Genomic DNA, 25,701 nt, shown 5'->3' on the forward strand with positions numbered 1-25,701 from the left:
ATGCATGGGCTCCCTAGCCGAAGCAAGGTGCGGAGTCAACCGAAAGACGGCGCCGAAAAGCCGTGAAAGGCGCAATCCGGGGCGATTTTCCATGCCGGCGGGCCGAAGCCGGTACGGGGTTCGGGCGGCGGCGTTGCGCCCTTATCCTTCTTCGCACACATCGCGAATTTGGCCTTGTAACCTGGAAGGAGCGCCGTTATCTAGTGCCCGCGCCGAAACGGCCGACCACGCTGCGGAGAAGTGGCTGAGTGGTTGAAAGCACCGCACTCGAAATGCGGCATACTCGCAAGGGTATCGGGGGTTCGAATCCCTCCTTCTCCGCCATCGCCTTTTTAGCTCTTTATTCGAGTAAAACTCCGGGGTGCCGCGTGGCTCAGGGTTCGCTGGTCCCTTGGCGAGCGGCCCAGTCCGCGGGATAGAGCGCATAGAAATAGCCGGCGCGTTCGCGGGCGATGTATTTGAGATGTGTGCCCTCGGGGAGCCATACGATGTCGCCCGCCGTGCATTCGTGCGCGCCGTCGTCGAATTCGAGCGTCAGGCGGCCTTCGAAGATGAACAGGATTTCGTCATAGGTCACGGTCCAGTCGATAGCGACATTCTCGAGATACTCAACGCCACCGCCAATGTGTCTGCTGAACGAGGCGTTGACGACCCTGGCGATCGACGTCGCGCCGGTGGCGGTGACGGCCGGCGCCAGCGTCATTTCCGATCGCTTGAAGATGCGCGGCCCGGAATTCATTTCGCGTCTTCCTTCCGCTTAATGTTGGCCTTGGACGGGGTGACGCCGGACGGCGCCAGCCCCGCCAGCCAGCGCGTGAACGGCCCCGGCTTCCTGTCCCGGTGCTCCAGCCAGTCGCGTCGGCGCACTGCGCCGCGCACCAGATGCGCGCCTACGAAGCGGAAGGGCTCGCGCGGGAAGCCGCGCGTCACCGGCCGCACCAGCACGCTCTCGCGCCAGTGGTCGTCGCGGCCGGTCAGCAGCGAGGTGACGATCTGCCCGCCCAGATAGGTCATGCCGATGCCGTTTCCGGAAAAGCCGTAGCCGAATGCGATGTTCGGGTTCGACGGCAGCACGCCGAAGAAGGGGAGGCCGCTGGCGGTCCTGTCGATCGGGCCGTTCCAGGAATTGGCGAGCGGGAAATCGGCGAGTGTGGGATGCCCCTCCCGCAGCGCCTCACGCATCGCTCTGACGCGCGGAGAAGGACGGTCGAACCGCGCATCTATGGTGCCGCCGAAGCCAACATGTCCGCCGGTGACGCCGACCAGCAGCCGGCCGTCACGAGTCACGCGATAGCCGGAAACGAAGACGCGGGAATCGATTATCAGCGGACCGCGGCTGTAGCCGGCGGCCTGCAGGCGTTCGGGCATGGGCTCGGACACCGCATCGTCGCTCGATATGGTGAAGATACCTGGAGCCAGCTCCGGCACGGCGGCGGACCACGCATTCATCGCCAGCACCAGCCTGCCGCAGCGGAGATGGCCGCGTTCGCTTTCCACCACGATCGGGTCCCGCCGGCTGAAGCGGCGCATGCGCGTCTTCTCGTAGATGCGAACGCCCCTTCGAAGCGCCGCCCGGCGCAGGCCGCGTACGAGATGGCCCGGATGGATGGTCGCCGCCGACGCGTCGAAGACGCCGGCAAGATGGCTCCGCGTGCCGGTCATCTCGGCGATCTGCTCGCGGCTGACCGGCTGCGCGGGCTGGCGCCCGTGCCGGGTGAGCTTGCCGAGGGCGCCGTCCCATGCGCCGAGCTGAGGCGCACAGGTTGCGCCCCAGATCCAGCCTACCCGATCGAACCAGCAGTCGATGCCGTTCTCGGCGCAGAAGGTCTCGATGCCGTCGATGGCTTCGCGTGATCGGTCAATCAGCGCAACCGCGGATTCCTCGTCACGCAGTGCCGCGATGGCGTTGAACTTGGTCCAGGCTGAGAGCAGCATGCCGGAGTTGCGGCCGCTCGGTCCGCCGCCGCAGATGTCGCGTTCGAGCAGAGCGACGTCGAGGGAAGGGTCGGCCTCCTTGAGCCGTATGGCGGTCCAGAGGCCAAGGAAGCCGCCGCCGACGATGACGACATCGGCGCGCGCATCGCCTTCGAGCGGCGGCTCCAGCCCATCGTCCTCGGCCAGAGCCTGCTGCAGCCAGTGGCTCCGCCAGCCGATGTCCGCTCGGTCGACCTTCGTCATCGTCACGCCCCAGGCGCAAGGCGGCGCTCCACCAGGCGAACGAAGATGCCAGCGGCGATTGGCAATATGCGGTCGTTGAAATCGTAGTTGACGTCATGGGCGACGGCCTGATGCTCAGCGTCGCCCTGGCCGACCAGGAAATAGCAGCCGGGGCGGCTCTGCAGCATGAAGGAGAAATCCTCCGAGCCGAGTTCCGGCGGAGGATTGCGCCGGATCGCGTCCGTCCCGGCCACCTCGGCAGCCGCTTCTCGGACAAAACCGGCATGCATGGCGCTGTTCACTGTGGGAGCGAACAGCGTCTCGTGGGCGATCCGTGCCGTAGCCCCATGCGCTGCGGCCTCACTGTCCGCGATCCGCCTGATGGCCTGTTCGAGCTTGAGTCGCACATCCTCGTCGAAGCAGCGGACCGTGCCGATGAGCGTCGCCTGATCTGGGATCGTGTTGAAGGCGTCGCCGGCATGGAGGCTGCCGACCGTGACCACGGCCGGCGAGCTCGCGTCGGTCAGTCGTCCAGGCAACCCCTCGATGGCGAGAAGGATGCGGGCGGCGATCGGAAGCGGGTCAATCGCCAGATGCGGCGTTGCCGCATGTCCTCCGCGGCCCCGGATCGTGATGGTGAAGCGGTCGGCGGCGGCCGCCACGACGGTGTCGTAAACGACCACCTGTCCGAACGGACGCTCCGAATTGTGATAGGCGTAGATCTCGTCGCAGGGAAAGCTGTCGAACAGCCCGTCCGCAAGCATGGCGAGCGCGCCGCCCTGGCCCTCCTCGGCCGGCTGGAAAATGAAATGCACGGTTCCGGCGAAATTCCGCGTGCTGGACAATGCGGCGGCGGCGCCGAGCAGCGTCGCCATGTGTCCGTCATGCCCGCACGCATGCATGCGGCCCGGCACGCGCGATGCATAAGGCAGGGCGCGTGCTTCCGTCATGGGCAGTGCATCCATGTCGGCGCGCAACCCCAGACTGGGGCCTTTGCCATGCTTTCCCTTCAGCGTGCCGACCAGACCGGTACGCCCGATGCCCTCGACGACGTCGATGCCCTTTTCACGCAGAACGTCGGCCACGAACCTGGCCGTGTCGACTTCCTCGAAGCCCAGTTCGGGCCGCGCATGCAGGTGCCGGCGCCACCTGACCATCTCGTCCTTCAACCGGTCGACCTCGGCGGGGATGTTCATGCGGACGCTCGTGAGCGGAGGCGGACGGCGCGCGACTGGAGCCAGCCGATGATGCCGAGCAACACCGCCGAAAAGGCGATGAGCAATACGGCAACCGCGGCGATCGCCGGGCTCACGGATTCGCGTACGCCGGAAAAGATCATCCTCGGCAGCGTGCGTTGCTCGCCGGTCGTCAGGAAGCTCGCCACCACCACTTCGTCGAAGGAGATGATGAAGGCGATGATCGCCCCGCTGACCACTCCCGGCGCGATGAGCGGGAGGATCACCCGGAAGAAGGTCCGGACGGTACCGGCGCCGAGAGAGGCTGCAGCCCGCACGAGAGTGCGGTCGAAACCGGAAAGACTGGCGACGACGGTGGTCAGCATGATCGGCACCGCGAGCGCTGTATGGCTGAGGATGAGCGCCCAGCGGCTACCGGTCAGGCCGGCCGCGGCGAAGAAGGAAAAGGAGGCGACGCCGACGATCACGATCGGCGCCACCAGGGGCGCGGCGACCAGCGCATAGACGATACGCTTGCCAGGAAAATTGCCCCAGGCCAGCCCGATCGCGGCGGGAATGCCGAGCAGGCAGGACAGCAGCGTGGAAGCCGACGCGACGATGACTGAGTTCACGAAGGATGTCAGCCATCGCGGATCGTCGACGAGTTCCTGGTACCAGCGGAGCGAGAAGCCGGGAGTCGGAAAGCTGAGCGACGTGCCGCTGGTGAAGGACATCGGCACGATGATCAGCAACGGCACCAGGATGAAGGCGAGCACCGTTGCGGCATAGGCGTACATGGCGAGACGGCGGATGGATGCGGCGCTCATGGCGCACCCGCCGGCCGGCGCGTCAGCACCCTCGCGGTCCAGAGCAGGAAGGCACTGGCGAGAAGAACGAGCAGCAGCTGCACGGAGAGAGCGGCTGCAAGGCCCCAGTTCAACGTCGTGTTCGTGTAGAAGGCGATATAGGAGGAGATCATCTGATCGCCCGGCCCCCCCACCAGGATCGGCGTGATGTAGTAGCCGAGCGCGAAGACGAAGACGATCGCCGAGCCGGCGAGGAGGCCGGGCATGATCAGCGGAAGCTGCACGCGGCGCCACGCCGTCGCCCATGGAGCGCCCAGCGAGAGCGCGGCTTTCATGTAGCTTGCCGGCACGCGTCGCATGACCGAGACAAGCGACAGCACCATGAGCGGCAGCAGCACCTGGATCATTGCGATATAGAGCGAGAAGCGGGTGTAGATCAGCGTGAGCGGCGTATCCACCAGCCCGCTGAACACGAGGGCCGCGTTCACGGGACCGTTCTTTTGCAGAACGATGATCCAGATCACCGTTCGCACCAGAAGCGACGTCCAGAGCGGAAAAAGCACGAGCGCGAACATTATCCGCGACCAAGCCGGTGGAGCGCTGACGATCGCCTGGGCGACCGGAATGGCGAGGACGGCGCAGACCACGGTTACGACGAGGCTGATCCAGATGGTCCGCAGGAGCGCATCGACGAACACGGCGCGGTCTGCGGGCACCCGCTCGATGCCGCCGTCGGCCGAGCGCTGGAGGTCGAGGCTGCCGAGCAGGTAGTAGGCGGTCAGCGTGCCGCGGGCCCGGATGATCTCCGTCCACAGCGCGGGGTCAGCCCAGCCGGGATAGGTCGCAAGCAGCGCATCGCCGACAGGCCGGGCGTCGAACTTGCCCTCGGCGGCGTCCTTGGCGGTCTTGATCACCAGGAAGCGTGTGCCGACCTGCCGCTGGTTGATAAGCTGCGCAAGCACACCGTCACGGCCCTTGTTCCTCGCCTCGGCGAGATCCTGGACCAGCGCGTCGAGCAGCGGCTCGGGCGGCGACCCTGTGGCAGGCTGCCAGTCCCCGATCGCCGCAAATGTCCGGGACAGGTTGGAGGAGATGTCGGAGTTGTCGACAGACAGGGCAAGGAAGCGGGCAACCGGCCAGAGAAAGACCACGACTATGAACAGGACGAGCGGCGCGACCATGGCGGCCGTCAGCATGTTCTGCCGACGGCCGCGCTGACCGGTCCTGGTGGCGCCGCCCGACATGGCGTGACTTACTGCGCCAGCCAGGCCTGGAAACGGGCTTCCAGCGATTCCTTGTTCTCGACCCAGAAGTTGGTGTCGTAAGTGGCGCCGAACTTCGCATGCTGGGGAGCGGTGGGCAGGTTCTTCTGCCATTCCTCGGGCACGTAGTCGGCAGCCTCGATGCGGCCGGTGCCGTAGGCATAGAGCTTCGAGAATCCGGCCTGGTTTTCCGGTATCGAGAACCACTTCAGCAATTCGAGCGCCGCCTTCTCGTTGGGCGAGCCCTTCACCACCGACCACATGTCGGTCCCGTAGAAGAAGCCAGCGTCCCATACGATCTTGTAGTTCTTCTTTTCGTTGACGATGTCGTTGGTGACGCGGGCATTGTACTGGTCCGTCATCACGACCTCGCCGCTGGCGAGGTTCTGCATGGCCTGGGTCGAGGTGCTCCACCAGACGACATGCGGCTTGATCTTGTCGAGCATGGCGAAGGCGCGATCGATGCCGCCGGGCTTGCGCAATTCGTCATAGACGTCGGCAGGCGCCACGCCGTCCGCCATCATCGCGTTCTCGAGAGTATACTGCGCCTGGGCCAGCATGCCGCGCTTGCCCGGGAATTTCTCGGCATCCCAATAATCCGCCCAGCTTTTCGGGCCGTCGCCCTGAATGGCGTCAGCATTGTAGGCCAGCACGGTCGCCCACGTGTCGGAAGCTACGCCGCATTCATGAATGGTGCCCGGCAGGTATTTCGACGGATCGCCGGTGATCTCCGGCGTCAGGGATACGAACAAGCCCTCGGCGCATCCGACCTCGACCGAGGGCGCCTCGGGCGAAACCATGTCCCATGTGATGCTGCCCGACTGGATCTGGGCGCGCACCTTGGCGAGCTCGCCGCCCCACTCCTCCATGACGATCTTGGCGCCGGTCTGCTCGCTGTATTTGTCCCAGACACCTTCCTTGTATGCCTTGTCCCAGTTCCCGCCCCAGCCAACCACGTTGATCGTATCCGCGGCCTGGGCCGTGGCGAGCGATGCGGCAAGCATGGCGGCGACGGAAAGAGAATGCGAGAATTTCAACATGACGTTCCCCTTTTTGCTGAATTTGATCAAATTTCATACTGGATATGGATTGAAATGCAAGCGGAAATCATGAAGTATGCGGAAAACAGACGACGAAACGCCGAAGCAATCATCAGGATTTGATCAATGTTAAACGCTTCCTCCCAGCGACTCGGCAATGCCAGTCTCGAAGCCGTCCTGGCCGATGCCCGTCAGCGTTTCACGTCGGCAAACCCGAAGAGCCTCGAGCGCCACAGGTTGGCGGCGGATTCGCTGCCGGGCGGCAACACGCGCGCCGTCTTGTGGTATCGGCCGTTCCCGCTGACGCTGGTGTCGGGCGACGGCTGCCGCGTGACAGACCTCGACGGCCACAGCTATGTCGACCTCGTGTCGGAATACAGCGCCGGCCTCTACGGCCATTCCGACCGGACGATAGCGGCGGCGCTGAAGGAGGTCATCGACCAGGGGCTTCTGCTTGGCGCGCCCAACCGCTACGAGGCGCGTTACGCCGCCGAGATCGTGCAGCGCTTCCCGGCCATCGAGCGCGTGCGTTTCTGCAACTCGGGCACGGAAGCAAACATAATGGCGCTTTCGGCGGCGCGCGCCATCAGCGGCCGCTCCAAGATCATGGCTTTCCGCGAAGGCTATCACGGCGGCGTGCTGACCTTCGCGCATGGCGGGTCGCCGCTCAACCTGCCCTTCCCCTTCGTCTTCTCCGACTACAACGACACGGAAGGCACCGTGCGCCTCATCGAGGAGCTTGCGGGCGATCTCGCTGCGGTGATCATCGAGCCAATGATGGGCGGCGGCGGATGCATCCCAGCGGACCGTTCCTTCCTCGCCGCGCTTCGCGAGGCCACGGCGAAGGCGGGCGCCTTCCTCATCTTCGACGAGGTGATGACGTCGCGTCTCGCCTATCGGGGGCTGCACGGCGTGCACGGCATCAATCCCGATTTCGTGACGCTCGGAAAATATCTCGGCGGCGGCGCCAGCTTCGGAGCCTTCGGCGGCAGGGCCGACCTCATCGACCGTTTCGACCCGGCTTCTCCCGGCGCCTTCTCGCATGGCGGCACGTTCAACAACAACATCCTCAGCATGGCTGGCGGCTTCACCGGCCTCACGCAGGTACTGACCGAAGAAGCGAGCACCAGCTTCAACGCGCGCGGTGACCGCATGCGCGGGCGGATGAACGACGCACTCGAGAAGCACGGCGTCGAAGGCGTCGTGCTCGGCCGGGGTTCGCTGATGAACCTGCATTTCGTCGCCGGCCCGGTGAACACGCCGGCACCGCTCGACGACAGTGACCCGAATCTGCTGGCGCTATGGCATGTCGAGATGATGCTCCGCGGTTTCCACGTCACGCCGCGCGGGATGATGGCTCTGTCCCTGCCTTACGGGGATGCCGAGCTCGATGCCTTCATGGACGCCTTCGAGGATTTCCTCGTGACGCACAAATCGATCCTCCCCGGCAGGACCGCTCTATGACGGCCAGGAAGATCCCGCCTTCCGGCTCGATGCAGGCGACAGCGCATGAGCGTGTCTATGCGGAATTGAGGCAGGGGCTGATGAATGGCGATTTCATCCCCGGCCAGAGGCTCGTCGTTCGCAAGATCGCGGAGCGTTTCGAGACCAGCGCCATGCCGGTGCGCGAGGCGTTGCGTCGGCTGGTGAGCGAGGAGGCGCTCTTCGATCATTCGAACCGGGGTGTCATCGTTCCCGAGGCGTCGGTGGACGTCATCTCCGACATCGTGCGCGTGCGCTGCCTCATCGAGGGCTCGGCGACGGAGTGGGCCGCCGCGACGATCACCTTGCCGGAGCTGGAGGCGATCGACGAGCTCAACGAGCGCATGAAGGCCTGCACCACGGTCGACGGCTCGGAAAAATATCTCGCCTTCAACCGGCAGTTCCATTTTCAGATCTACCGGGCCGCGCGCTCCGTCGCCACCCAGCAGATCATCGAGCGGCTCTGGCTGCGTGCGGGCCCTTGGCTCAATATCATGCGCGGCGAGGCCACGCTCGGCCTCGGGCTGGACTATCACGCCGAGATACTTGCAGCGCTTCGCGCCGGCGACGGAGTAAAGGCGCGCCGCGCGCTGGTGGCGGACATCAGCGACGCCGCCGACATGATGCTGCGCGCCGCAAGCGCACCGCCGCCTGCAACCGGGCGGACATCAGCCCGGCGCCGCGCCGCGATGCCTGTCACGCAGGCCTCTCGATGACAAGCGGCGAGGCCGGATCGGCCGTTCATGTGCGCTTCGCCGGCGTGTCGAAGCATTACGGCACGGCGGTGCAGGCGGTCAGGGATCTGAACCTCGACGTCATGCGCGGCGAGTTCCTGACGCTGCTTGGCCCGTCGGGGTCCGGCAAGACGACCTCGCTGATGATGCTCGCCGGCTTCGAAGAGCCGACCGAAGGCGAGATACTCGTCGACGGCCGGCGTATCGACAACGTACCGCCCAACAGCCGCGGCATCGGCATGGTCTTCCAGAACTATGCGCTTTTCCCGCACATGACCGTGGCTGAGAATCTCGCCTTTCCGCTGCAGGTCAGGCGTATCGGCAAGGCCGAGATCGAGACGCGCGTCGCGGCCGTGCTCGACATGGTGCGGCTTCCGAGTCTTGGAGGGCGACGTCCCGACCAGCTCTCGGGCGGCCAGCAGCAGCGCATCGCGGTTGCGCGCGCACTGATCTTCCGGCCGACCCTGGTGCTGATGGACGAGCCGCTCGGAGCGCTCGACAAGCAACTGCGCGAGCAGATGCAATACGAGATCAAGGAGATACATGCCCGCCTCGGCGTGACCTTCGTCTATGTGACGCACGACCAGACGGAAGCGCTCACCATGTCGGACCGCATCGCCGTCTTCGATTCCGGCACGGTCCAGCAGCTTTCCGATCCTGCTACGCTCTACGAGCGGCCGCAGACACGTTTCGTCGCTGGCTTCATCGGCGAGAACAACCGTCTCGAAGGCGTCGTCGAGGCGATCGACGGACCGCATGTCAACATACGCCTCGGTTCGGGGACTGCCATCCTCGCGCTGGCGGTCGGCGCCGGCGTGGCGCGGCAGGGGGCCCCCGTTATCCTGTCGCTCAGACCTGAGCGCCTGGCGCTGCTGAGCGGCGACGAGCAAGCGCACAACGTCCTCGACGCCGCGATCCGGCAGATCGTCTATGTCGGCGACCATATCCGCGTGGTTTGCGCGGTGGATGGCGTCGGCACGCTCATCGCGAAGATTCCGAACCGTTCCGGCCTCCAAGGCCTTTCGGTCGGGGCTGCCGCCCGACTGGGCTGGCGAACCGAAGACTGTCTGGCGCTCGATCCTTGATCGGGCAAGTTGCATTGCATCCTGGGAAGAAAGAAAAGCGCAATGGGAAGAAAGGTCATCATCACCTGTGCGGTGACAGGGTCGATCCACACGCCGACCATGAGCCCGCATCTGCCGATCACGCCCAACGAGATCGTCGAGGCGTCCGTCGGCGCGGCGGAGGCCGGCGCGTCGGTCATCCATCTCCATGCGCGCGACCCGGAGACCGGCAAGCCGTCGCCCGACCCGCGCCTGTTCATGGACTTCCTGCCGCGCATCAAGCAGCAGACCAACGCGGTCATGAACATCTCGACCGGCGGCGGGCTGAAGATGTCGCTGGAGGAGCGGTTGGAAGCGGCACATGCGGCACAACCCGAGCTCTGCTCGCTCAACATGGGCTCGATGAACTTCGTGCTCAGCCAGATCGTGCCGAAATATTCCGAATGGAAATATGACTGGGAGAAGCCATATCTGGAGGGCACCAAGCAGGGCATCGTCTCCAACACCTTCGAGCAGATCGAGCGCATCATCGTCGAGGTCGGCCAGGCCTATGGCACGCGCTTCGAGTTCGAGTGCTACGATGTCAGTCATCTCTACGCGCTGGCGCATTTCCTTGACCGCAAGCTTCTGACGCCGCCGCTCTTCGTGCAGACGATCTTCGGGTTGCTCGGCGGTATCGGGGCCGACCCGGAGGACATGATGCATATGCGCCGCACCGCCGACCGCCTGTTTGGCGGTGATTACATGTGGTCGATCCTGGCAGCCGGAAAACATCAGATGGGACTCTGCACGATGGGCGCCGTGATGGGCGGCAATGTGCGCGTCGGCCTGGAAGACAGCCTGTATCTCGGCAAGGGACAACTGGCGAAAAGCAATGCCGAGCAGGTGGCGAAGATCAAGCGCATACTCGGCGAACTGTCCCTCGATGTTGCCACGCCGGACGAAGCGCGTAATCTCCTGAAGCTCAAGGGCGGGGACGAGGTAGCGTTTTGACGGACAGCCGAAGAGATGGCGTCATTACCTATGTCGGCGTCGCGCATCCGTGGATGTGCGACACCATGGGGCACATGAATGTGCGCCATTACATGGCCATGTTCGACGACGCCAGTTTCCAGTTGCTTGGCAGGCTGACCGGCGTCGAGAAGGACAGGTCGCTCGGCTGGGCCGATGTCCGCCACGAGATCGAATACCGGCACGAGACGCCCGCCGGCACGCTGATCACAATCCGCTCGCAGGTCACACGCATCGGGCGGACATCGGTCACCTATCGCCACGTCATGGCCGGCTCGCTCGAAGGCGAACTCCACGCCGAGGCGACGGTGACCTCCGTCCGCTTCGATCTCGTCGCGCGCAAATCGCTGGCGGTCGATGCCGATCTGCGCCAACGCGCCGAACGGCTTCTTCTCGACACCGGAAGTTCCCCCTGAACGGCAAGGATGCGCCGCACGCGTGGTCGCTGGGCGCCTCTTGAACGAAAAGGTGTTTCGCGCTATCCACGCTTAAGTAACTATACAGTTATTTATGCGGGCGTGAAAAAATGCTCAGCTTGAACCTGCCGACGGCGGACGGCCGCATCGAGCCCTACAAGCTTGCCGGCGAGCCCTGTCGTCCGCCGGCCCATGCCGCGCCCTGGAACAGGCGGGTCTTCGCCGCGGCGCATGTGGTGGTCGATCCCTTCGCCGACATCGATCCGACGCTTGGCACGGCCATCGACTGGGAACGCACGCTGGCGTTCCGTGACCATCTCTGGGGACTGGGCTTCGGCGTCGCCGAGGCCATGGACACGGCGCAGCGCGGCATGGGGCTCGACTGGCCGCACGCGCTGGAGCTGGTGCAGCGGGCTGCACGGTCCGCAAAGGCGCGTGGCGCGGCCATCGCCAGCGGCGCCGGCACCGACCACCTGCCCGAATCCGACAGCCCGACGCTCGACGCCGTCACCGAGGCCTACCTCATGCAGTGCGAGGCGATCGAGGCCGCCGGCAGCCAGGTCATCCTCATGGCGAGCCGCGCTCTGGCAAAGGCGGCGCGCGGGCCGGACGACTATGTCCGAGTCTACGGCAAGGTTCTGACCCAGTTGCAGCAGCCGGCCATCCTGCACTGGCTTGGCGACATGTTCGATCCGGCGCTTGCCGGATATTGGGGGACCGACGATGTCGCCGCGGCAATGGCGACCGCGCTCAAGGTCATCCGCGAAAACAGCGCGAAGGTCGACGGCATCAAGATTTCGCTGCTTTCGGCGGAGCGCGAGATCGAGATGCGGCGGACGCTGCCGCAAGGCGTCGTCATGTATACCGGCGACGACTTCAACTACCCCGATCTGATCGCTGGCGACAAGCAGGGATATTCCCACGCGCTGCTCGGCATTTTCGATCCGATAGCACCTGTCGCTGCGACCGCGCTCGAAGCGCTGGCGTCGGGCGACCGCGGTCGCTACGACGCGTTGATGGCGCCGACCGTTCCACTGTCTCGCCACATCTTCCGGGCGCCTACCCGCTTCTACAAGACGGGCGTCGTCTTCCTCGCCTATCTCAACGGCTTCCAGGACCATTTTACCATGCTGGCCGGGCAGGAGAACACGCGCTCGACGCTGCATCTCGCCGAGCTGCTACGGCTCGCCGATCGGGCGGGCGTGCTGCTCGATCCCGACAGGGCGGTTGCCCGCGCCAGGCCCGTTTTTGCTGCCCGCGGCGTTGCCTGTTGAGGCGATGACGTCGGCGGTGAAGCGAAGCAAGGTCGTCGGTCGGGAGGTGCGGCGCCGCGATCCCGATCGCGCGCGGGCTTCCATCCTTGCCGCGGCGACCGCGGAGTTCGCCGCTCTCGGTCTCGGCGGCGCGCGCGTCGACGCTATTGCCGACCAGGCCGGCATCAACAAGCGCATGCTCTACCATTATTTCGGCACCAAGGATGACCTCTATCGCGCTGTGCTCGAGGAGGCCTATGCCGCCATCCGGGCGGCGGAAGGCGAGATCGTGCTCGGGCGCGGCAGTCCGGCAGAGGCCATGCGCGAACTCGTGCTGTTCACGTGGCGCTACTATCGCGAGCATCCGGAGTTCCTGAGCCTGCTGGCGACGGAGAACGTCAACAAGGGCGCGGCGCTGGGCGGCTCGGCGAGGATCCGCGCGTTGAACTCGCCGCTGATCGCGAAGATAGGATCGCTGCTCGACCAAGGCGTGGCGGAAGGGAAGTTCCGACGCGGCGTCGACCCCTTCAAGCTCTATGTGTCGATCGCCTCGCTCTGCTTCTTCTATCTCGCCAACCGCTGGACGCTCGGTGTCAGTTTCGGACGGGACCTTTCCGAGCCGGCTGAAATCGAAGCGTGGGGCGAGCACGTCGTCGGCGTCATCCTGGGCTATCTGCGGCCATGAGGTGATCCGGCTAGCGGGCAGCGTCCACGTTTGCCTCGAACCCGGCCAGCCATCGGTGAACGCTCGCGACGTCAGGCAGCGCGAACCCGGCTTCCGTCCCTCCCTGAGGGCGCACGCGGATGGAGACGCCGTTCAAGGCGTTCACATATTCGAAGCCGGCTTCGTCCGAGACATCGTCGCCGAGGAACACCGGCAGCCTGCCTGCAAAAGGACTTGCCTCCATGAAGCGCTCGATCGCGGCGCTCTTCAGCGCTTCGAGCGGCATGAATTCGAGTCCGGCATGGCCGGCCACGATACGATAGCCCTCGGGGAGCCGAGCCAGCGCCTCCTCGGCCGCCGCCTTGACCTCGGGCAAAGCTGCGGGCGCCGCGCGGGTATGTATCGCCAGCACCGCGCCCTTGCGTTCGAAATAGATGCCTTCGGTGGTGTGGAACCGGTGCTGCAGATGGTCGGCGACTGCTGCGAGGTCTTCCGGTTCGCCGGCGCTCTCGACCGGCCCCTCGGGCGTCAGCCGATGCTCCAGCCCGTAGAGCCCAGCAGTCGGCAGATGCAGCGGCGCGAACAGGCGGTCGACCATGGCGATGTTGCGCCCCGTGACGAAGGCCACGGCGCCGCCGAGCGAGCGCGCGATTGACCCGAGCAGGCCACGCAGCCGATCGTCGACGCGCACGTCCTCCGGATGCGGCCGGTGCTCGAGGAGCGTGCCGTCTATGTCGAGAAAAAGCGCGATGTCCCGTCCCTTCAGGTCGTCGGGCGGCGGTTGTGTGGTCATGCAGTCCGTATTCCTTCTCCGGAGAATGTCAGCCCGGCCGGCGTCGCCGACGGCGCGCGCCTGCGGATGCGCGCGGCGTCGAGCAGCATCGAGCCGGCCCAGCGGAAGACGTTGTTTGTCCTGACCGTCTCGCGCAGCAGCCGCATGCGCTCGCGGATCTCTTCGGGGTCCATGGTCAGCGCATGGAAGAAGGCCTCGCCCATGCCGGCCGCGTCAAAGGGATTGACCAGCAGAGCCTCGGGGAGCTCCCGCGAGGCGCCGGCAAAGCTGCTCAGCACCAGCACGCCCTGCTCGTCGTCGCGTGCGGCGACGAATTCCTTGGCGACCAGGTTCATGCCGTCATGCAGGCTGGAAACGACGCAGAGGTCGGCGGCCCGGTAGAGCTCGAAAAGCTCCGACTGGTCGTGATGCTCGTCGAGCATGATGACGGGCTGATAGCCGTCGCGGCCATAGCGTTCGTTGATCTCAGCAACGAGGCGCAGGCATTCCTGGTGCAGCCTCCGGTAGGAGGGAAGCGTGCTGCGGCTGGGGGCGGCCACCTGCAGGAAGACCACCCGGCCGATCCAGTCGGAGTGCTGCTGGAAGAACTCGTCCAGAGCCCGGAAGCGGTCGAGTATGCCCTTGGTGTAGTCGAGCCTCTCGACGCCGAGCGCCAACTTCATGTCGGCGGGCAGGTCGAATTTCTGGAAGACGCGTTCGCGCGCGCTTCGCGCCGAAGGCGGGCGTTCCTCCGGCCATTCGATGGAGATCGGATAGGGGTGCACGGCCGTCGCATTGCCGCCGTAGGAGATCGACGAATCCTCGCGGTCGATGCGCGACTCCAGGAGCCGGTCGACGCTGTCGAGGAAGTTGTTGCAGTGGAGCTGTATGTGGAAGCCGACGATCGAGCTGCCGAGCAGCCCGTCGAGAATCTCCTCGCGCCACGGGCAGACGCCGAACACCTCGGCGTTCGGCCAAGGTATGTGCCAGAAGGTGATGATCACCGCTTCCGGCAGTTTTTCGCGAATGAGCCGGGGCAGCAGCGCGAAATGATAATCCTGGACCAGGATGACCGGCCGGTCGGTCTTGGCCTCCTGCAGCACCACCTCGGCGAACTTGCGGTTGACGGCCTGGTAGCATTCCCAGTCGGCGGCGCGGAAGATCGGGCGCGTGAAGGCGATGTGGCAGAGCGGCCAGAGGCCTTCATTCGCAAAGCCGGAATAATAGCCCTTGTATTCCTCTTCGGTGAGCCAGACGCGTCTCAGCGTATAGGCAGGGTTGGAAGGCGGCACCGCCAGCCGGTCGCCGGCGTCGACCGTTTCCATGTCGGCGGAGCCGCTGCCATGCGCGATCCATGTGCCGGCGCAGGTGCGCGTGATGGGCTCGAGCGCGGAGACCAGTCCGCTCGCCGGAACCTGCAACTGGATCCTGCCGCGAACGCGTTCGTGCACATAGGGCTCGCGGTTCGACACCACGATGAGATCGCCGTCAGGCAGCTCCGTCCGCAGGATCTGGCGCAGCATTTCGGGCGACCAGTGCACGAGCGCGTCCTCGGCCGCCGTCAGCCTCTCCGTTTCGCGCAAGGGGCCGACAGCAGCAGCGCTCACGGCTTCGCGCTCGGCGGCGCCGCGACCGGATCTCCTGAATGTCAGAACGAGAGCGAATGCGGAGAGAGCGAGGCTGCCGAGTACGATCAGCCATAGTGCAGTCATCGAAATTTGCGACGTCATTTCCCAGTCCAAAACGCCCCGAAACGCCGGGCGAACTCAAAGGCCCCGAAGGCGGGGCGACACGGGACGTAACCGCCGCTCAGCGGCAATGGTTCCATCACGATCTGACGATCAGCGGCACCAGTCCCTCATGCTGGCGGTCGAGGTAGCAGGCGACCCGGTCGCCGACGCGACGGAAATGCACGTCCGCGGTAACCTGTCCGACGCTGAGGCGGCGCACCGTCAGGCTGTCTATGCCGATCGGCAGACGCGGCCGGTCGACGATTATCTCGCCAGCCCAGCCGTCGACGCGAAGGCCCAGGCAGGCCTGCAGCATCATGAAGGGAGCGCCGGCCGACCAAGCCTGCGGCAGGCAGGCGACGGGATAGGCCACGGGCGCCTCGCCCGGCGAGCGCACGAAACCGCAAAACAGCTCCGGCAGCCGCATCTGGAACTGGACGGCGGCTTCGAACATGCTGCTCGTCAGCCTGACAACGGCGTCGCGCCCGCCGTAGCGCGCCAGCCCGGCGCCACAGATCGCCGTGTCATGCGGCCAGATCGAGCCGTTGTGATAGGACATCGGATTGAACGGCATCTCGTCGTCGGCGAGGGTACGGATGCCCCAGCCGTTGTAGAAATGCCCCGACAGCAGCTGCTCGGCCACACGCGCCGCGCGTTCGGGGCCGGGCAGGCCGACGAACAGCAGATGGCCGGCGTTCGATGCGCGAACCGCGCATTGGTCGCCGTTGCCGTCGATCGCTATGCAGTAGTAGCCGGCATCCTCCATCCAGAACCTGGCCTCGACCGAAGCGCGCAACGTCTCCGCCCGCTCCGACCACCCTTCCGCAAGCTCTTCCTCGCCACGCTGGCGCGCCAGTTCGGCCATGCCCTTGAGGGCTGCGAAGACGTAACCCTGGACTTCCACCAGGGCGATCGGCCCGGCCGGGATGCGGCCGTCGGCATGGAAGACGGAATCGTGGCTGTCCTTCCATCCCTGGTTGGACAGACCGGTGCCGGCGGCGCGCTGATAGGTGACGAATCCGTCCGGCGACCTTGCCGCCACCGCCTCGATCCAGGCGGTCGCCGCGAGCAGCGAGGGCCACAAGGCGTCGACGAATTCCGTGTCGCCCATGCGCTGCGCGTAGGCGGTCGCGAGATAGATGTAGAGCGGGGTCGTGTCGACGCCGCCATAATAGCGGCCGAAGGGAAGCTCGCGCAGCGCGGCCATCTCGCCCTTGCGCGTCTCGTGCATGATCTTGCCGGGTTCGGAATCGCTGAAGGGCGCCGTTTCCGTCGCCTGGTGGCGGGCCAGGAAGGTCAGCACGCCGCGCGCCAGGCTGGGGTCGAGCCACAACATCTGAAGCGCCGAAATGACGCCGTCGCGGCCGAATGCGGTGGAGAACCAGGGAATGCCGGCATAGGGATAGGGGCCAGTCTCCAGGTCGGTGGTCAGCAGTGCGATGTCGGAGCGCGCCCGCACGAGCCAGTCGTTGAACACGCGGCCCGAGCTCTGCACCGTTGCGCCGAGCCGGCGTTTCGACCGCATGGCATAGCGCGCTCTCGCGGCGGCGGCCCGGAAACGCTGGCGCGACGGGTCGGCCGGCTCGGCGCCGATCTCGACGAAGACCGAGCGGCGTGCGCGCGGCGCGACCTCGAAGGCGAAGTCCGCACTTTCATAGGTGAGGGCCACCGGCGCGTCCGAGAAGGCGATGGCCGATTCCCGGACCAGCCCGTCGAGCCCCTCGTAGCGGAACCGGACCGAATGTCCGGCCGCCTCCGCATCGCGCGAGACACCGCGCCGGCTGCGCGTCGAGCCGCGCACCTCGAACATGTCGCGGAAGTCGGCGGCGAATTCGAAACGCAGCGGCACCGTGAGCGAGCGGCCCCAATAGTTGGTGACCGTCACGCGCTCGTAGAGCCGTTCGTGCCAGAGGAAGCGGCTGCGCTCGATATGGATCACGCCGTGCGGCACGCCGTCGGCCGCATGGCCCCGGTTGCTGAGATTGGCGGTGAAAAGGATGTTGTCCTGCGAGAGCGAGGCGCCGAGCAGCGACGGCTGATGACCTGCGACCTTGAGCCGGAAAAGCGACAGCACGCGCGTGTCGTTGATGAACAGCCCGTCGCCCATGCCCCGGATGTCGCCATGCGCGTCGGCGACGACGAAGCAGTCCTCGTGCTTCAGCGCGAACTGGCGATGGGGCTCGCGCGGACTTGCGTCGTCGAGTGCGGCGAGCGCGACCGCAGGATCGAGCTGCCGCTCGTCCATGGTCCGCGGTTCGGCCGCCGCTGCCGTCCCGGCGGTCATCGCATTTCCCGCAAACGTTCGGAGCCGGCAAAGGAACCGGCCTCCCCGGCGGGGTTCCGGTCCGTGCCCGCCAGCGTCCGGTAGACCGCCTCATAGTCCGAGATCATCCGCTCCGCCGAGAAGCGGCGTTCGAAGACCTGGCGGATATGGTCACGGTCCAGTCCGTCGCATCGGGTAACCGCTTCGACCGCGGCCTCGATGCTGTCGACAACGAAGCCGGTCTCGCCCTCGTCGACGATCTCCGGCATAGCTCCTTGCCGCCATGCGACGACGGGGACGCCGAAGGCCATCGCTTCGATGACGACCAGCCCGAACGGTTCCGGCCAGTCGATCGGGAAAAGCAGCGCCGCGGCATTCGACAGGAACCCGGCCTTGGTCTTCTCGTCCACCTCCCCGATGAACTCGACGTCGGGGCCGAGCAGCGGCTTTATCGTTTCGTTGAAATAGCGGTCGTCGTCGCCCTCGATCTTGGCGGCGATCTTCAGCTTCATGCCGGAACGGCGGGCGATCTCGATGGCGCGATCCGGGCGCTTGTCCCTGGACATGCGGCCGAGAAATGCCAGGTAGCCGCCGTCGCCGCGCGGGCGGCGCGGATAAAGCTCCATCGGCAGGCCGTGATAGACGTTGCCGACCCATCGCGCGTTGCGGAGCGGCTGGCGCTGCCGCATCGAGATCGAGATCATCGGAAAGAAGGGCCAGCATGCATAGGCGCCGGGGAGGTCGGCATAATCCAGCCGGCCGTGCGGGGTGGTCACCGTCTTCTCCGCCACGTCGGCGAGGATCGGAAAATGGATGAAGTGGCTGAGGTGCACGTGGATGAGGTCGAATTCGTCGGCGCGCTCCCTGATCTCGTGGAGCATCGTCAGATGTGCGGCGATCACCGATTGAAGGCCGGGATCGAGGCGCAGGGCGCGCGGGCGCGCCGCCACGAGCCGCGCCGCGGTCTGCGATTCGCCGCTGGCGAACAGCGTCACCTCGTGGCCCCGGCGGACGAGGCCTTCCGTCAGATAGGAGACGATCCGCTCGGTGCCGCCGTAGAGCCGTGGCGGGACGGCCTCATAGAGCGGCGCAACCTGTGCGATGCGCATCAGTGCCTGTTCGGATTGGGCTGCTCGGGAGCGGCCGGCCGCCGCGCGGATCGCCTGGCCTGAAGCGAATAATCCGCCGTGTTGGCCCCGTAGATGTCCCGGTCGAGGCATTCCCGCCAGGCGGCGTCGGCGTCGGAACTCCTGACTTTCGGCGCATGGCGTCGCCGGCGGACCGGGCCGGACCCGTAGGATCTGAACAGCTTGATGAATGAGAATGACACAAAGGGCTCCTTGGCAGGGGGCTCCTCGGCAGAACCGGAAACTCGCATTTATGTTCCAGGGAGCGATCGGGTCAGGGGATCGCTCCCTCGCGCACGGAACCCGCCGCTCTAAGGAGCGGCGGGCCGTTGCCTGACAGCCGCCCGCATGTTGCGCGGCCAAGGAACTAAATGCGCGATTCCGGCTTTGGTTCCGGCCGGCGGTAGATTTCGTCCGATCCCTGCCGGCGGGTCCCGTCCTCTATCGCGCCGGCACTGCCGCCTCGACGCCGTCCGGAGCCGGCCCCCATTTGTTTTCACGCTTCTGCGACGGGATGAGCCCGAGCACGATTGCCAGGATCGTCACGCTGCCGGCGAGGAGGAGGCCGACCACAAACATCACGAGATAGAACCAGCCGGACAGGCCGATATCGTGAAAGCGGCGGACGCCCATCGCGATGCACGGCACCGCGCCGGCAAGGAACGCAAGAACCACGATGACGATGGTCGCGACCGGCACCTCATAGCCGTAGTCGAAGTTGCCGGCCGCTGCATCGATCGCAACGCCGACGGCTGCGAGCGCGATCATGCCGAGCGTGTAGAAAAGCGCAAAACCCCAATATTCCTTGCGCCGTGCTCTGCCGCGGAAATTGGCGTAGTTGGCGGTGATGCCCGTCCAGAAATGGCCCCAGAGGCCGGTTGCCTGTCCCCGGCCGGGGTCACCGTTGCCGACGGCATTGCGGCCGTAGCGCTGTGGCGTCGGCCGGGCGGCCGGCATGGCAATCGGTGTGGCCGTCAAGGTGGCGGGAGCCTGCTGCGCCGCCAGCGGCGGAGAGACGTCGCGCGCCTGATCGCCGCTTTCCAGGAATTCGACGGCAACGCCCCTCGACACAGGAAAGGAGTGTGTCAGGTCCTCGCGGCGGAAAGTGTAGCGGTTGCCGTCCTCGCCGGTGATGAAGCCGAAACCGTGGGCGTCGTCGTAGTGTAGCACTTCCCCGCGCATGAAAGCTCCTGCAGCCCGAATCCTTGGACAAATTAGCACCGGAAGCGGCCGCGTGGACAAATTCGCCGATCAGGTCCGGCGTCAGACAAAGCCGATGAAGCGGCCGTCAAGGAGCACGCCGCTCCAGAGCAGGATCGAGGCGACGGCGGAGATGCGGAGCGCGGCGGCGTTTTCCTGCGGCCTTCGGTCCAGCGCGAGGAAGGCGAAAAAATTGAGCCCGGCGAGCAGGATCAGTCCGAGCTTGGTCAGGAATACCGGGTTGCGGACATAGTCCGTCGCCTGAACCGAGAACAGTGCAAGCCCGGTCAGAACGGCGACGACGAAGGCGGCAAGCGCGGCACGCCTCAAGAGCGCCACCAGTATCCGGTGCGGCACGGAGCGGATGGCACCGAGCACGGACAGGTCCATCAGGAGCACGCTGCCGAACAGGGTTCCGATCGCGGCGATGTGGAGCGTGTTGACGACCGGATAGACGAAGAACGACGCCTTCAGCAGCCGGACCGGCCCGATCTGCTCGATGGCCTGAAGGAACTCCATGCCCCACCGCGCCCGGCTGCTCAGCTCGGCACGCGGTTCGGATAGACGTCGTAGGTCTTGCCGTTGACGGTGATGCGGACCGCCTTCATGCGCTTCTCGGCCTCGTCGCGCGAGCGGTGGCCGATCACCACGATCTGGTCGCCGATCTTGGCGGTGTCTTCCATGAAGCCGGCGCGCTGGGTGGCGGCGGGCGTCGCCAGCTCGACCCGCCACGTCTCGCCCTCGACATCGACGTCGAGCGTCGGGTGCGGATTGCCGTAACTGATCGCGCGGATGGTGCCGGTGATCTCGAAGAAACCTTCCTCGGTCCACGACCAGCCATGATGGGCAAGGGCCGGGCCGGCGGCAAGCAATGCAATGCCGACGGTCAATCCGCTCGACAGCAGCACACGTCTCGAAATCGCCATGGCCTCCTCCTGTAATCCGCCCCTGCGCGGAATGCTAGAACGGCGGGGCCGCCGCTCCAAATCACATCGAGATGAGCGGCTCTGCAGGGAATTCGGCCGCGGGGCTGGATAGATCGGCTTCGATTGACTATTTGCGGATTCGCGGTAAAAGCCAGCCGCGAACGGGATTTTCGGACAATGCGCGGCCTGACGATGGCGCTCCTTGCACTCGACTTCCCCGGCCACGGCGGGAACCGTCGAGCCGGGCGGTTCGGCGTGCCGTTCCTGTCCAATGCCGTTTCCGGCACGACCAAAGCCAAGACGATCACCACCAAAACGACCGGCAAAACGGTCTGATCTCCCTTGGCCTTACCGTCCCTCCCGGGTCTGGCCCGGGGAGACGAGGCCCGCGCCGGTCGGCGGGTTCCTCCAGAAGTTAACAGGCGGAGAGGGGCAGGAGAAGTTTCATGGGTTTCAAGGTTGCAGTCGCAGGCGCCACCGGCAATGTCGGGCGCGAAATGCTCAATATCCTCGAAGAGCGCGGCTTTCCGGCCGACGAGGTGGTGGCGCTCGCCTCGCGCCGCTCGGTCGGCTCGGAGGTCTCCTACGGCGACAAGACGCTGAAGGTGAAGGCGCTGGAGAACTACGATTTCTCCGACACCGACATCTGCGTGATGTCGGCGGGCGGCGAGGTCTCCAAGCAGTGGTCGCCGAAGATCGGCCAGCAGGGCTGCGTCGTCATCGATAATTCTTCCGCTTTCCGCTACGATCCTGACGTGCCGCTGATCGTGCCGGAGGTGAACCCGGACGCCATCGCCGGCTTCACGAAGAAGAACATCATCGCCAACCCGAACTGCTCGACCGCGCAGCTGGTGGTGGCGCTGAAGCCGCTGCATGACGCGGCGACGATCAAGCGCGTCGTCGTGGCGACCTACCAGTCGGTGTCGGGCGCCGGCAAGGAAGGCATGGACGAGCTCTTCACGCAGACCCGCGCGGTGTTCGTCGCCGATCCGGTCGAGGCCAAGAAGTTCACCAAGCGCATCGCCTTCAACGTCATCCCGCACATCGACGTGTTCATGGAGGACGGCTCCACCAAGGAAGAGTGGAAGATGGTGGCCGAGACCAAGAAGATGCTGGATCCGAAGATCAAGCTGACGGCGACCGCGGTGCGCGTGCCGGTCTTCATCGGCCATTCGGAAGCCGTCAACATCGAGTTCGAGAAGCCGATCACCGCCGACGAGGCGCGCGACATACTGCGCGAAGCCCCGGGCTGCCTGGTGATCGACAAGCGCGAGAACGGCGGCTATGCGACGCCGATCGAATCGGCCGGCGAGGACGCGACCTACATCAGCCGCATCCGCGAGGACCCGACCGTCGATAACGGGCTGGCGATGTGGGTCGTCTCCGACAACCTTCGCAAGGGCGCTGCGCTCAACACCGTGCAGATCGCCGAGCTGCTGATCGAGCGCGGCCTGATCCAGCCGAAGCGCAAGGCGGCGTAGTTTATCACTCACGGGCCGTACCGCCGCCTGTCGGTGGCTGGTCCTCCGCGGGGGCGCCGGATAGCCGGCGGCCCGCGGTCGCGGGCTCGGCCTTCGGCCGAATGCGCCAAAGCTCACCCTCCCTCAAGGGGGAGGGAAATCTGCGCACTTCATTGTCGCCACGCCCTGCTTTCGCGGTCTGGCCATTTCAAAGAACGCTCCCTGCCACGGAGGGAGAAGTCGGGAAGCGGGGCACGGGGCCTGGCCTCTCAAACATAATACGTGGCCGGTTTCCCGCACCCCGCCGGCGTTCTTGCCCTATCTGGAGGGGACGCAGAATCGTTTCACCGCGCGACCTCGGTCAGGGCCCGGTCCTCGGGGCTCATCACCCAGCCGCGCCACCTCCGCGCGACCGAACCGGTACCGCCGCCCTCCCCTGATCCCTGGTCCGGACCAGGGTTCCCGCGAGGGCGATGCGAGGAGTATCGCTCAGGCAAGGACGGCGTGGATAAACGGCCGCAGAATTTTCTCAATATTAAATGAAATCAATAGGTTAGTTGAGAGAGCCATCCACGCGCAAAAAGAAAACGGCGGGGATCGCTCCCCGCCGCTCGCGTTTGGACCACCCGCGAAAGATCAGGAAGCGGCTTCTTCCGCCGGGGCTTCCTCGGCCGGGGCCGCGGTGGCGGCGGCGATCGCCGCGGCGGCGTCTTCCTGCGCCTTCTTCAGCGCGTCGGCGCGTTCCTGCGCCTTCTTGCCGGGCAGCGCCTTGGTCGGGTTGTTGCGCGCCTCGCGCTTGGTGATGCCGGCCTCGTCGAGGAAGCGGGCGACCCGGTCGGTCGGCAGCGCGCCGTGCGACAGCCAGTGCTTGACGCGGTCGGCGTCGATCTTGATGCGCTCGGCGTCCTTCGGCAGCAGCGGGTTCCACGAGCCGATCTGCTCGATGAACCGGCCGTCGCGCGGGCTGCGCACGTCGGCGACGACGACGTGGTAGTAGGGACGCTTCTTGGAGCCCGCTCGGGCCAGACGAATCTTCAACGACATTTCTTTCTCCTTGGAATGGGTTCGTTGTCTGGTTGTCGGCTGGAATTCAGCCGGTTTTCGTCACGCCGTTTTCAGCGGCGATCTGTTCGTGGTGCCTGATCACTTCCTTGATGACGAAGTTCAGGAATTTCTCCGCGAAATCGGGGTCGAGATGCGCGTCCTTGGCCAGTTGCCGCAGGCGGGCGATCTGCTCGGCCTCGCGCGCCGGATCGGCCGGCGGCAGGCCGTACTCGGCCTTCAGGACGCCGACCGCCTTGGTGCAGCGGAAACGCTCGGCCAGCATGTGGATCAGCGCCGCGTCGATATTGTCGATCGAGATGCGGTAGTCGGCGAGCATCTTTCGCGCTTCGGTGATCTGGATCGGGTCGCTCATCTTCCCCTCACTTCTTCTTGCCCAGTCCCGGCGGTCCGCCGAGTCCCGGCAGCTTCATGCCGCCGGGCAGGCCGGGCAGTCCGCCGCCACCCAGGCCAGGAAGGCCACCGGGCAGGCCACCCGGAAGTCCCTTGGGCATGCCGCCGCCGAGGCCGGCGGCTTCGGCCTGCTTCTGCAAGGCTTCGAGCTGCTTCGGATCCATCTTGGAGAGGTCCGGCATGCCGCCCATTCCGGGCATCATGCCGCCCAGCCCCATCTTGTTCGCCAGGCCACCCATCATGCCGCGCATGAGGCCGCCGCCTTTGCCCTTGCCGCCCATCGCCTTCATCATGTCGGCCATCTGGCGGTGCATCTTCAGGAGCTTGTTGATCTCGGCGGCATCGGTGCCGGAGCCGGCGGCGATGCGCTTCTTGCGGCTGTGCTTGAGGATGTCGGGATTGGCGCGCTCGGCCTTCGTCATCGACGAGATGATGGCGATCTGGCGCTTGAACATCCTGTCGTCGAGACCGGCGGCGGCGAGCTTGTCCTTCATGCCGCTCATGCCGGGCATCATCGACATGATGCCGCCCATGCCGCCCATCTTGGACATCTGCTCGAGCTGGCCGGCGAGGTCGTTGAGGTCGAATTTGCCGGCCTGCATTTTCTTGGCGATCGCCGCGGCCTTTTCCGCGTCGATCGTCTCGGCGGCTTTTTCCACGAGCGAGACGATGTCGCCCATGCCGAGGATGCGGTCGGCGATGCGCTTGGGATGGAACTCCTCCAGCGCATCCATCTTCTCGCCGGTGCCGATCAGCTTGATCGGCTTGCCGGTGACGGCGCGCATCGAGAGCGCCGCGCCGCCGCGGCCGTCGCCGTCCATGCGGGTGAGCACCAGGCCGGTGATGCCGACGCGCTCGTCGAAGCTTTTGGCGAGGTTGACGGCGTCCTGGCCGGTGAGGCTGTCGGCGACGAGCAGGATCTCGTGCGGGTTCGACGCCTTCCTGATCTCGGCCATCTCGGCCATCAGCGGCTCGTCGATATGGGTGCGGCCGGCGGTGTCGAGGATGACGACGTCATGGCCGCCGAGCTTGGCGGCCTGCACGGCACGGCCGGCGATCTGCACCGGCGACTGGCCGGCGATGACGGGTAGCGTGGCGACGCCGGTCTGCTCGCCGAGCTGGCGCAACTGCTCCTGCGCGGCCGGACGGCGCGTGTCGAGCGAGGCCATCAGGATCTTCTTGCCCTGACGGTCGGTGAGGCGCTTGGCGATCTTGGCGGTGGTGGTCGTCTTGCCCGAGCCCTGCAGGCCGACCATCATGACGACGACTGGAGCGGGTGCGTTGAGGTCGATGGCGACGCCTTCGGAGCCCAGCATGTCGACAAGCTCGTCATGGACGATCTTGACGACCATCTGGCCGGGCTTGATCGACTTCAGCACCTCGGCGCCGACGGCCTTGGTGCGCACCTTGTCGGTGAAGGAACGCACGACGTCGAGCGCAACGTCGGCCTCGAGCAGAGCGCGGCGTACCTCGCGCAGCGCGGCGGCGACGTCGGCCTCCGACAGCGCGCCGCGGCCGGTCAGGCCGTTCAGGATGGAACCAAGGCGTTCCTGTAGCGATTCAAACATCATTCAACCCTCGGCGCATGAACGCCTTGGTTCTCTTTTGATCCCTGTCGGCCCTCCGGGCCTCCACGCCTCTTGAGCGTTCCTGCAGGCTCTCGAACATCATGCTTCCTTCGGTCTCGGATCGGGTCAGACCCGA

26 protein-coding genes and 1 tRNA gene are annotated in these 25,701 nt (G+C 65.8%); 10 read left to right on the forward strand and 17 right to left on the reverse strand.

The features are described from left to right. The first annotated feature begins 234 nt into the window (after nucleotides 1–234). Nucleotides 235–324, forward strand: a tRNA-Ser gene (locus tag D8676_RS09020). Nucleotides 325–373: 49 nt separating this feature from the next. On the opposite strand, the gene D8676_RS09025 is transcribed toward D8676_RS09020, so the two are convergent. Genes D8676_RS09025 through D8676_RS09050 form a run of 6 tightly spaced genes read right to left on the reverse strand, consistent with a single transcriptional unit; the run spans nucleotide 374 to nucleotide 6,440 of the window. Continuing rightward, the gene (locus D8676_RS09025; protein WP_121580551.1) at nucleotides 374–739 is read right to left on the reverse strand and encodes an AraC family ligand binding domain-containing protein; all 366 of its coding nucleotides are present in this window, start codon (nucleotides 737–739) and stop codon (nucleotides 374–376) included. Continuing rightward, nucleotides 736–2,178 (reverse strand): FAD-dependent oxidoreductase, encoded by a 1,443-nt coding sequence (locus D8676_RS09030; RefSeq protein ID WP_121580552.1) that lies wholly within the window; start codon nucleotides 2,176–2,178, stop codon nucleotides 736–738. The genes D8676_RS09025 and D8676_RS09030 overlap by 4 nt, the downstream gene beginning before the upstream one ends. Nucleotides 2,179–2,180: 2 nt before the next feature. Beyond that, on the reverse strand, nucleotides 2,181–3,353 hold the full coding sequence (locus D8676_RS09035) for an amidohydrolase (protein WP_121580553.1): 1,173 nt from the start codon (nucleotides 3,351–3,353) through the stop codon (nucleotides 2,181–2,183). Next, nucleotides 3,350–4,159 (reverse strand): ABC transporter permease, encoded by an 810-nt coding sequence (locus tag D8676_RS09040; protein ID WP_121580554.1) that lies wholly within the window; start codon nucleotides 4,157–4,159, stop codon nucleotides 3,350–3,352. Before D8676_RS09040 ends, D8676_RS09035 begins: the two co-directional genes overlap by 4 nt. After that, a complete protein-coding gene (locus D8676_RS09045) occupies nucleotides 4,156–5,382 on the reverse strand; it encodes an ABC transporter permease (protein ID WP_183097039.1) in 1,227 nt (408 codons plus the stop codon). Before D8676_RS09045 ends, D8676_RS09040 begins: the two co-directional genes overlap by 4 nt. Nucleotides 5,383–5,390: 8 nt before the next feature. Then, the gene (locus tag D8676_RS09050; RefSeq protein WP_147448177.1) at nucleotides 5,391–6,440 is read right to left on the reverse strand and encodes an ABC transporter substrate-binding protein; all 1,050 of its coding nucleotides are present in this window, start codon (nucleotides 6,438–6,440) and stop codon (nucleotides 5,391–5,393) included. A 126-nt stretch (nucleotides 6,441–6,566) separates the two neighbouring features. Between D8676_RS09050 and D8676_RS09055 the strand changes: the two genes are divergently transcribed. The 7 genes from D8676_RS09055 (at nucleotide 6,567) to D8676_RS09085 (ending at nucleotide 13,085) form a co-directional block, all read left to right on the forward strand. Further along, a complete protein-coding gene (locus D8676_RS09055) occupies nucleotides 6,567–7,904 on the forward strand; it encodes an aminotransferase class III-fold pyridoxal phosphate-dependent enzyme (RefSeq protein ID WP_121580557.1) in 1,338 nt (445 codons plus the stop codon). Continuing rightward, nucleotides 7,901–8,638: a GntR family transcriptional regulator gene (locus D8676_RS09060; protein ID WP_121580558.1), complete on the forward strand. Its 738-nt coding sequence runs from the start codon at nucleotides 7,901–7,903 to the stop codon at nucleotides 8,636–8,638. Before D8676_RS09055 ends, D8676_RS09060 begins: the two co-directional genes overlap by 4 nt. Next, nucleotides 8,635–9,741 carry an ABC transporter ATP-binding protein gene (locus tag D8676_RS09065; protein WP_121580559.1) on the forward strand — a complete coding sequence of 369 codons (1,107 nt, stop codon included), beginning with the start codon at nucleotides 8,635–8,637 and terminating at the stop codon, nucleotides 9,739–9,741. Before D8676_RS09060 ends, D8676_RS09065 begins: the two co-directional genes overlap by 4 nt. Before the next feature lie 42 nt (nucleotides 9,742–9,783). Next, nucleotides 9,784–10,713: a 3-keto-5-aminohexanoate cleavage protein gene (locus D8676_RS09070; protein WP_121580560.1), complete on the forward strand. Its 930-nt coding sequence runs from the start codon at nucleotides 9,784–9,786 to the stop codon at nucleotides 10,711–10,713. Further along, nucleotides 10,710–11,147 carry an acyl-CoA thioesterase gene (locus tag D8676_RS09075; RefSeq protein WP_348629008.1) on the forward strand — a complete coding sequence of 146 codons (438 nt, stop codon included), beginning with the start codon at nucleotides 10,710–10,712 and terminating at the stop codon, nucleotides 11,145–11,147. Before D8676_RS09070 ends, D8676_RS09075 begins: the two co-directional genes overlap by 4 nt. Nucleotides 11,148–11,257: 110 nt before the next feature. Beyond that, nucleotides 11,258–12,421: a dihydrodipicolinate synthase family protein gene (locus D8676_RS09080; protein ID WP_121580561.1), complete on the forward strand. Its 1,164-nt coding sequence runs from the start codon at nucleotides 11,258–11,260 to the stop codon at nucleotides 12,419–12,421. Nucleotides 12,422–12,437: 16 nt separating this feature from the next. Beyond that, entirely contained in the window at nucleotides 12,438–13,085 is a 648-nt protein-coding gene (locus tag D8676_RS09085) for a TetR family transcriptional regulator (RefSeq protein WP_245426687.1), read from the forward strand. A gap of 10 nt (nucleotides 13,086–13,095) precedes the next feature. Here D8676_RS09085 and otsB read toward each other — a convergent pair whose 3' ends face one another. From otsB to D8676_RS09125, 8 genes are all read right to left on the reverse strand, one after another. Continuing rightward, nucleotides 13,096–13,857 (reverse strand): trehalose-phosphatase, encoded by a 762-nt coding sequence (gene otsB / locus D8676_RS09090; protein ID WP_121580563.1) that lies wholly within the window; start codon nucleotides 13,855–13,857, stop codon nucleotides 13,096–13,098. Further along, entirely contained in the window at nucleotides 13,854–15,566 is a 1,713-nt protein-coding gene (locus D8676_RS09095) for a trehalose-6-phosphate synthase (RefSeq protein ID WP_121580564.1), read from the reverse strand. Before D8676_RS09095 ends, otsB begins: the two co-directional genes overlap by 4 nt. 97 nt (nucleotides 15,567–15,663) lie before the next feature. Then, on the reverse strand, nucleotides 15,664–17,850 hold the full coding sequence (locus D8676_RS09100) for an amylo-alpha-1,6-glucosidase (protein WP_245426688.1): 2,187 nt from the start codon (nucleotides 17,848–17,850) through the stop codon (nucleotides 15,664–15,666). Beyond that, nucleotides 17,847–18,938: a glycosyltransferase family 4 protein gene (locus D8676_RS09105; protein WP_121580565.1), complete on the reverse strand. Its 1,092-nt coding sequence runs from the start codon at nucleotides 18,936–18,938 to the stop codon at nucleotides 17,847–17,849. The genes D8676_RS09100 and D8676_RS09105 overlap by 4 nt, the downstream gene beginning before the upstream one ends. Next, nucleotides 18,938–19,159 carry a hypothetical protein gene (locus tag D8676_RS09110; RefSeq protein WP_147448178.1) on the reverse strand — a complete coding sequence of 74 codons (222 nt, stop codon included), beginning with the start codon at nucleotides 19,157–19,159 and terminating at the stop codon, nucleotides 18,938–18,940. The genes D8676_RS09105 and D8676_RS09110 overlap by 1 nt, the downstream gene beginning before the upstream one ends. A 238-nt stretch (nucleotides 19,160–19,397) precedes the next feature. After that, nucleotides 19,398–20,138: a DUF805 domain-containing protein gene (locus D8676_RS09115; protein WP_121580567.1), complete on the reverse strand. Its 741-nt coding sequence runs from the start codon at nucleotides 20,136–20,138 to the stop codon at nucleotides 19,398–19,400. A gap of 81 nt (nucleotides 20,139–20,219) precedes the next feature. Continuing rightward, nucleotides 20,220–20,675, reverse strand: coding sequence for a DUF6644 family protein (locus tag D8676_RS09120; RefSeq protein ID WP_121580568.1), 456 nt, complete (start codon nucleotides 20,673–20,675; stop codon nucleotides 20,220–20,222). A gap of 20 nt (nucleotides 20,676–20,695) precedes the next feature. Then, the gene (locus D8676_RS09125) at nucleotides 20,696–21,082 is read right to left on the reverse strand and encodes a DUF6152 family protein (protein ID WP_121580569.1); all 387 of its coding nucleotides are present in this window, start codon (nucleotides 21,080–21,082) and stop codon (nucleotides 20,696–20,698) included. Between the two features lie 177 nt (nucleotides 21,083–21,259). On the opposite strand from D8676_RS09125, the gene D8676_RS27255 reads away from it, so the two are divergent. Together D8676_RS27255 and D8676_RS09130 are read left to right on the forward strand one after the other, a co-directional pair. Continuing rightward, a complete protein-coding gene (locus D8676_RS27255; protein ID WP_183097040.1) occupies nucleotides 21,260–21,418 on the forward strand; it encodes a hypothetical protein in 159 nt (52 codons plus the stop codon). 110 nt (nucleotides 21,419–21,528) lie between these two features. Continuing rightward, a complete protein-coding gene (locus tag D8676_RS09130; protein WP_121580570.1) occupies nucleotides 21,529–22,563 on the forward strand; it encodes an aspartate-semialdehyde dehydrogenase in 1,035 nt (344 codons plus the stop codon). A gap of 615 nt (nucleotides 22,564–23,178) precedes the next feature. Here D8676_RS09130 and rpsP read toward each other — a convergent pair. Genes rpsP through ffh form a run of 3 tightly spaced genes read right to left on the reverse strand, consistent with a single transcriptional unit; the run spans nucleotide 23,179 to nucleotide 25,565 of the window. Continuing rightward, entirely contained in the window at nucleotides 23,179–23,586 is a 408-nt protein-coding gene (rpsP, locus tag D8676_RS09135) for a 30S ribosomal protein S16 (protein WP_121580571.1), read from the reverse strand. Nucleotides 23,587–23,632: 46 nt separating this feature from the next. Then, nucleotides 23,633–23,959 (reverse strand): chorismate mutase, encoded by a 327-nt coding sequence (locus tag D8676_RS09140; protein WP_121580572.1) that lies wholly within the window; start codon nucleotides 23,957–23,959, stop codon nucleotides 23,633–23,635. A gap of 7 nt (nucleotides 23,960–23,966) precedes the next feature. Continuing rightward, complete coding sequence (gene ffh, locus D8676_RS09145) at nucleotides 23,967–25,565, reverse strand: signal recognition particle protein (RefSeq protein WP_121581062.1); 1,599 nt, start codon at nucleotides 25,563–25,565, stop codon at nucleotides 23,967–23,969. Between the last annotated feature and the right edge of the window lie 136 nt (nucleotides 25,566–25,701).

Source organism: Mesorhizobium sp. YM1C-6-2 (assembly GCF_003666685.1).
In the GTDB taxonomy this organism is placed as follows: Bacteria; Pseudomonadota; Alphaproteobacteria; order Rhizobiales; family Rhizobiaceae; genus Mesorhizobium_K.